This window comes from Mesorhizobium delmotii (genome assembly GCF_900149755.1).
GTDB classification, from domain to species: domain Bacteria; phylum Pseudomonadota; class Alphaproteobacteria; order Rhizobiales; family Rhizobiaceae; genus Mesorhizobium; species Mesorhizobium delmotii.
The window spans coordinates 1-225 of record NZ_FUIG01000107.1; the positions used below are offsets into that span (position 1 = coordinate 1).

1 pseudogene is annotated in these 225 nt (G+C 60.0%); it reads right to left on the bottom strand.

The features are described 5' to 3' along the window. Positions 1-225: pseudogene (gene groEL / locus BQ8482_RS37540) on the bottom strand (chaperonin GroEL); the annotation flags it as partial.

Here is a 225-nt window from a genome sequence, read left to right on the forward strand (position 1 = left end):
TCGGCATTGGTGACGAAATAGGGGCTGAGATAGCCACGGTCGAACTGCATGCCCTCGACGACGTCGAGTTCGGTTTCGGCTGTCTTGGCTTCCTCGACGGTGATCACGCCCTCATTGCCGACCTTGTTCATCGCCTTGGCGATCATGGCGCCGACCGACGCGTCGCCATTGGCGGCGATCGTACCAACCTGGGCGATCTCGTCCGAAGATTTGACTTTCCTGGCC